Origin of the sequence: Psychrobacter sp. FME5 (genome assembly GCF_014861375.1) — a bacterium.
Lineage (GTDB): Bacteria > Pseudomonadota > Gammaproteobacteria > Pseudomonadales > Moraxellaceae > Psychrobacter.
Genome location: NZ_RRYX01000136.1, coordinates 1 through 6,691, shown reverse-complemented (window position 1 = coordinate 6,691; position 6,691 = coordinate 1). Strand labels below are relative to the sequence as shown.

Annotated in this window: 6 protein-coding genes; 1 reads left to right on the top strand and 5 read right to left on the bottom strand. The window is 45.2% G+C overall.

The features are described from left to right. The first annotated feature begins 355 nt into the window (after positions 1-355). Positions 356-1,468 (top strand): bifunctional 3,4-dihydroxy-2-butanone-4-phosphate synthase/GTP cyclohydrolase II, encoded by a 1,113-nt coding sequence (ribBA, locus tag EI161_RS12825; RefSeq protein ID WP_192529726.1) that lies wholly within the window; start codon positions 356-358, stop codon positions 1,466-1,468. A gap of 202 nt (positions 1,469-1,670) precedes the next feature. Here ribBA and EI161_RS12820 read toward each other — a convergent pair whose 3' ends face one another. The 5 genes from EI161_RS12820 to EI161_RS12800 form a co-directional block, all read right to left on the bottom strand. Continuing rightward, a complete protein-coding gene (locus EI161_RS12820; protein WP_192529725.1) occupies positions 1,671-2,162 on the bottom strand; it encodes an acyl-CoA thioesterase in 492 nt (163 codons plus the stop codon). Positions 2,163-2,353: 191 nt separating this feature from the next. Continuing rightward, positions 2,354-3,361: a hypothetical protein gene (locus EI161_RS12815; protein ID WP_192529724.1), complete on the bottom strand. Its 1,008-nt coding sequence runs from the start codon at positions 3,359-3,361 to the stop codon at positions 2,354-2,356. 63 nt (positions 3,362-3,424) lie between these two features. Beyond that, the gene (locus tag EI161_RS12810; RefSeq protein ID WP_225735386.1) at positions 3,425-4,453 is read right to left on the bottom strand and encodes a uroporphyrinogen-III synthase; all 1,029 of its coding nucleotides are present in this window, start codon (positions 4,451-4,453) and stop codon (positions 3,425-3,427) included. Positions 4,454-4,525: 72 nt separating this feature from the next. Next, the gene (gene hemC, locus EI161_RS12805) at positions 4,526-5,560 is read right to left on the bottom strand and encodes a hydroxymethylbilane synthase (protein ID WP_192529723.1); all 1,035 of its coding nucleotides are present in this window, start codon (positions 5,558-5,560) and stop codon (positions 4,526-4,528) included. A 225-nt stretch (positions 5,561-5,785) separates the two neighbouring features. Continuing rightward, a complete protein-coding gene (locus tag EI161_RS12800; protein WP_192524212.1) occupies positions 5,786-6,523 on the bottom strand; it encodes a LytR/AlgR family response regulator transcription factor in 738 nt (245 codons plus the stop codon). Positions 6,524-6,691 lie beyond the last annotated feature (168 nt).

The following is a 6,691-nucleotide window of genomic DNA, read 5'->3' as shown; positions in this document are numbered from 1 at the left end:
TTCTCTTTGTTGTGGTAAACAAGAGTGTAAGGCGTTGCTTATTTTTTTCAACTATTTCCCAATTCTATACAGCCCCTATACAAGCCAATTGAGTGCTTGATTTTTATAGTAGCCAGCAGATTGCTTTGACCATGAGCCACTTTGCCTAACCGCAACAGCGCTTTGAGCAATCTACTGCTACAATAGACAAATAACATTTTATATCCCCAATCACACATATGTATTAGTACCATTCCCAAAAATCTGAGTAGCAAGGAAAACGAGTGTTAGTGCTACCTTTAGTAGACTAAGCGAGTTTGACATCGTTAATCGTATTTTTTGGGTTGGGTATAATAATAAAACATTGAGACTTACTATGAGTTTAGATACGATTCCTGAGATTATAGAAGACATTCGTGCTGGTAAAATGGTCATCTTGATGGATGATGAAGACCGCGAAAACGAAGGCGATATCATCATGGCGGCGACCCATGTGCGCCCAGAAGATATTAACTTTATGATTACCCATGCGCGGGGTTTGGTCTGCTTAACCTTATCGCAGGCACGTTGCCAGCAGCTGGCATTACCGCTGATGTCAGACCGCAATGAGGCAAAATTTAGCACCAACTTCACCGTGTCTATCGAAGCGGCAGAAGGCGTCACCACCGGTATCTCTGCCGCCGATCGCGCGCGTACCGTGCAGGCAGCTGTTTCCTCTTCGGCCAAACCTGAAGACATTGTTCAGCCGGGGCATATCTTCCCAATCATGGCACAAAACGGCGGCGTCCTGCATCGGGCTGGCCATACCGAAGCGGGTTGTGATTTGGCTCGACTGGCAGGCCTTGAGCCAGCAGCGGTGATTGTCGAAATTATCAATGCTGATGGTACGATGGCGCGCCGTGACGATTTAGAGATATTTGCCAAAGAACATGGTATCAAAATGGGTACGATTGCCGATCTTATCAATTATCGTATTGCCAATGAGCAGACGGTAGAAGAGATTGAGTCGCGTCCTTTTGAGACTGAGCATGGCACCTTTACCCTGCATCGCTTCCGTGAGTTTGGTGCTGACGAGACGCATTTAGCCTTGGTCAAAGGCGATGTGAGCGAAGGCGTGAGTACCGTACGTGTGCATGGTTTCCACCCATTGCGTGATTTGTTTGCTGCAAAAAATGACACGACAGGTCGTAGTGGCTGGAGCGTGCAATTGGCATTAGAAGAAATTAGTGCTTCAGAACGCGGGGTTTTGGTGTGGATTGGTAATCATCAGCCGATTGATTTGGGCGAGGCGCTTGATAAAGCTTCTGATAATCAATCGATGTCAACGATTACCCAGCAACCTTATCGCAGCATCGGGGTTGGTGCCCAGATTTTACGCCATTTAGGGGTTCGAGATATGCGCTTGTTGTCATCGCCAATGAAGTTTTTTGCATTATCAGGCTTTGACCTAAACGTGGTCGATTTTGTTCACGCACCCAAACAAGACTAATATTTGATTGACTGTCTGATTCGATATCCATCATTTATGAAACGGCACGCTAATTTAATGTTAGCGTGCCTTTTTTCGTTTATTCAATATTTATACCATTCACAAAAATTAGAATAGCAAGGCAAACGAGTGCAAGTGCTACGCACTATAGACTAAACGAATTTGACACAGCTAATCGTACTTTTTGGGTTTGGTGTCAGCTTTAAAGCTCAGGCGTATGACCCACTTCTGCTTCTAAAGTTAATAACCGCTCACGCTCCTCGTTTGTCCACGGCAATTTGTCCTTAGCATTACTCTCTAAACGCACTATAACTGCTTCAGCCGTCGCGACTATAGTTTCTTGAGCGCAGCTATAATAGCTATACTCCATGACTATACTGGTATTACCTAAGCGCTGACAGCGTACCCCTAATAATAACGTATCGGGATAGGTCACTGGGCGTAAGTATTGGCAACTTGATTGTGCCAATACCGTGACCATGCTGCCATCAAACATACCAAGCGCTCGTAAATAACCAATACGTGCTGACTCAGCGTAACGATAATAGACCACGTTATTGAGATGATTGAACGCATCCATTTCACCCCAATGAATGGGCTGGTGATGAATAATGGGATAATGCGCCAATTCATCAGGGCGAAGATTGTTTGTGCTTTCTGCTGCTGACCCTGAATTATTTTTTAAACCAGTCATAACGTCCCTCTTTTATATCCTATATTATATAGTCGATTCAATTTAAAAACGATACAGTGTATTAAAAACGAGACAGTGCGGTTGGGATGAATTTTTCGCAGCCTCTGTCGGCGCAGGCACAGCACGCAAGGAAGATTTATACCAACCGCACGGTGACATCAGCGTATTGATTTTATTTCGAAATGACTATATCAGCGCTGAGGTTTATCCAAAATCTGAGTGGTTAGCAATGGCGTTGGTTTTGGGGCATTGCTAATCAATTGATCCAACCAATCAACCACCTCTGAAATATCCTCGGGGGCTTGCGTTACTGCTAAGTTATTTACCAGATTTTTTGCATTTTTATCTGCTTTTTTGGTGGCTGTTGATGCGACTGACTCTGGCTTTTTGCGATTACTAGCCGATGACGTATCATTGCTGGCTGATGACTTTGGCGCTAGTGTCTGTAGTTGTTTGCGCGCTTGGGTCAAATAGCTGATAAGTTGGTCGTGCTCACGCATATTGCTGGCTTGGCTCGCTAGATTCAGTGTCATAATAACTTCGTGAATCGTCAGTTGTCTACGGCTTAGACTGGTATTATCGTCGTTGGCTTTAACTGTTGTTGGCGTCTTTTTTTGCTCGCTGCTATTAATATTTATGGCACGCTCGTGGCTGTGCAAAAATTCTTGAATATTTTGAATGGCTAGGTTTTGTAGCTGCCAAGGACTGGGCTGAGAGCTTCTTGCCTGCAAGCGTTCAATGTCTTTGAGCAAGCCTTGTTTAATAACCACGGTTAATGCAGGAGATATCTCATTACCGCTTTGAGAAAGTTGCCAATGCAGTCCGCGCAACAAATCAATCGCGGCACTATCGTTATTGTCTGCCAACAATCTATCCACGGCTTGTATTTGAATACGCAACAAATCAAGCTGATTTTGCGCTTGGCTACTGGCTTTGGTAATCGGCTCAGGCAACGTCTGCTGGCTCATGGCAAACAAACGATCGTCCATCTCATTTAGACGGCTGACTACTTGTTCATTGCTATGCAAACGCTCATCGACACTATATTGAAAACGCTGCTGGCTGATATAAAGCCATAATAAAGCGGCTATAAGCAATAAAATAACCAACCATTGCAAGCGCAGCAATAAAATATTTGCTTGCCGGCGCTGCTGGACGGCAGCAGGATCCTCAGATAAAGGCTCAGAATTCATGGACATAAAGCGGTACCGTTATTGGTCAGTTTGAACGTATCAACAGCAATGAAGGACAGGTATAAAATGCTAGGTTTTAGCGTTGTAAGGTTTGGCGCTGATCGCAGCGAGAATGGTTTCTGGTGCCAAATCTTCTACACGCCAATAGCTCAATTGCTGCTCAGCGACGATATTGGCCAAGCGTTCACCAAGTACCACATACGCAAAATCGGTTAGTTTCAGTGCTACACTGGATAGCATATCACTATCTAAGTTTTTTTCTAAAGCCTGTTCTGCGACTGTTTTAACCACACTTTCCCAATGCTCAAAAGCCGTACCACTACTCACAACGACGATTGGCTTTGACTGCTTCGATGGTGCTATGTCTTGTGTCAAGAAGCCTTGTAGCCATTGCTGGTATTGCGCCATCGCATCGACAGGCATGGTACGCTCATACCAAGCAATACTATCAATATGCACACCACGCGCCTGTAGCGTATCGACCAATAGTCGCCTGCCACCCAAACCGCGCCATACCAGCAGTTTATCACCTGCTTGTAGACTCTCAATCTCAGGCATTGCCAGCATCCCTTCATTATTGGCAACTTTAGGCTGGCGTACTTGGTAACTTGCCGGCTGTATTTTGGCATCATTTAACACCGCAGCGGTCGCTTCACCCACTGCAATAAGATGGCTTGGCGCCTTTACCTCTTTGGTTTCTGTATAGCGATGACTATCAATGCTATCTTGCGCACTCTGCTCACTTATAAGCGCTTGCCAAACCGCCAAACCCGAAGCCGCAGCGGTTGGACTGACGATAACCAGCGCCTTATAATCACCGGCTAGCCATTGACGCATCAGCACCATGTCTTGCTCAGTCGTTGGTCGCGACTGTAGTGCTAACATTGGCATCTCAACCACGGTCAGCTGTGCTGCTTGTAGATACTGCGTCAAAGGGGCTGCACGCTCCACTGGGCGAGTATTGATGACTATTGGTGGTAGTAACGAATCTTGAGCAGTCGGTTGGTTGTTATGACTGGGCTTAACATGAGTTGATGATGACGTTGATGATGACATAGACATACCATGACAAATGGCTGATAGGATGGGCTTAACCATAGGCCCGCATCAATAATGACAAGGGGCTATTATGGTTAAGGCTATGATTAAAGAGCTAAAGGCATTTATGCGTTATTCAGGATGATAAATTGCTGCCAAGATAGCACCAGCGCCATCAGCGAGCAGCATTTTTGCGACATCGATACCCAGCTGATTGGCCTGCGCTTCTTGCTCATCTTGTGTACCAACTAACGTCAAGCGTTTTTCTGATTTTAGTAGCTCGCTACCATCGGCTTGACCCACACGGCCGCGTAACCACAATACATTACCATTGTCGTTATTACCATTATCACCGTTGTCATCATTATTGGTACTCGTTTCATTCGCCATTTGCAACACGGCATAAGCGGCAATCGGCACTTGGCAGCCACCCTCTAGATGACGGTTTAGCGCACGCTCAGCGATAAGGCGAATACGGGCTTTGTCGTCATTAAGCGGCGCCAGTAGTTTTAACACCTCATCATCACCCTCACGACATTCGATCGCTAGCGCACCTTGTCCAACTGCAGGCAAGCAGGCATTGATATCAAGCTCACCGCGAATCCGCTCATCCAGCTCGATACGCTGCAAACCACTGGTCGCTAAAATAATTGCATCATACTCGCCAGCATCCAACTTACCCAAGCGCGTACCGACGTTACCACGTAAAGTTTTGATTTGTAGGTCTGGGCGATAGGCTTTTATTTGACACTGACGACGCAAACTTGAGGTGCCAACCACCGCACCTTGAGGCAACTCATCGATATTATTGTAGGTGTTAGAGACGAAAGCATCGGTTGGTGAGGCGCGTTTGCAATACACACCAAGCGTCAACCCTTCAGGGAGCTGCATCGGTACGTCTTTTAAGGAGTGCACTGCGATATCTGCCTGCTTACTATATAGTGCTTGCTCAAGCTCTTTGACAAACAAACCCTTACCACCGATTTTAGCCAATGGGGTGTCCAAAATCTTGTCACCTTTAGTGACAATTTTTAGCAAGTTAATCGTCAACTCAGGATACATCTCTAGTAGACGGTCACGAATGTGCTCAGCTTGCCATAGTGCCAAAGGGCTCTGGCGCGTTGCAATATTTAAAGTAGTCAATGCGGATTGCTGCGGATTGCTCATAAAGGGCCTCGGTAAAGTCAATATTATTATAAATTTGATACTATGATGGTAGTGCCTATAGCGTCAGTGCTAAAGGCTCAGCACGAAACACGACTGACGGCTTGCCATAAAAGAGGGGCGATATAATTCATTTATGGCTCATGCTGACGCAAAAAAATACCCCTATTTAAGCATAAATAAGGGTGCGATGATATGGGATGATTATTGCGCTATAAAAACAGCGCGTTACATGCTTTGAATCTTATCGCGTAACGCTGGCAAGTGACGACGGCTAACGGCTAATGTCTCCTCAATGCCTTTAAAGCGAATTTGATATTGTCCCGCATCTAAGGTCTCTAAAAAATCCAAGAAACTTAGATTGATAATCGCATTGCGATGCACACGGAATAGACGGTCTTCAAACTCTTGTTCAAGCTCTTTTAGCGTTTCATCGATGAGCACAATGCCGTCTTTGTGGCGTACTTTGACATACTTTTGATCGGCAGTAAAATAATAGATATCTTTGAGTTTAATCAGCTCTACACCGCGGTGAGTGCGAGCAGCGATATGTTCACGCACTGGCCGCGCCGTTGGGTTTTCAAGCTTACGTATTTCATTTAATTGCGCCGCGTTTAAATTTTTTGCTTTATCTAACGCCTCTAACAACTCGTCTTTGTTTGCAGGCTTCAATAAATAACCAATGGCGTTAGCTTTTAGGGCAGCAATCGCATAATGATCGTAAGCTGTCACAAATATAATCGCTGGTGGATGCTCAAGTTGAGCAAGCTCTTGGGCACAGCGCACACCATCCATCTCAGGCATGCGAATGTCCAACAATATAATATCAGGCTGCTCGGTTTTTACAGCGATAATGGCTTCTGCGCCTGTTGTCGCTTGCGCAACCACTTGATGACCTGACTCCTGTACGATTCTAACCAAACGCTCACGCGCTAGTGGCTCATCATCACAAACTACAATACGCATGCAAACTCCCACCCCAGGATATACTTAGGATTTGTTGATAGTCTTTCAAATATAGTAGCATTCATTATCATGCTATTAGAGTAAGAACCTTTAATTACTTAGATTAACACACCAAGTGCAACGCTAATTAATATTATAGAACGCCTGCATAGGCGTTTTAAACCCTAA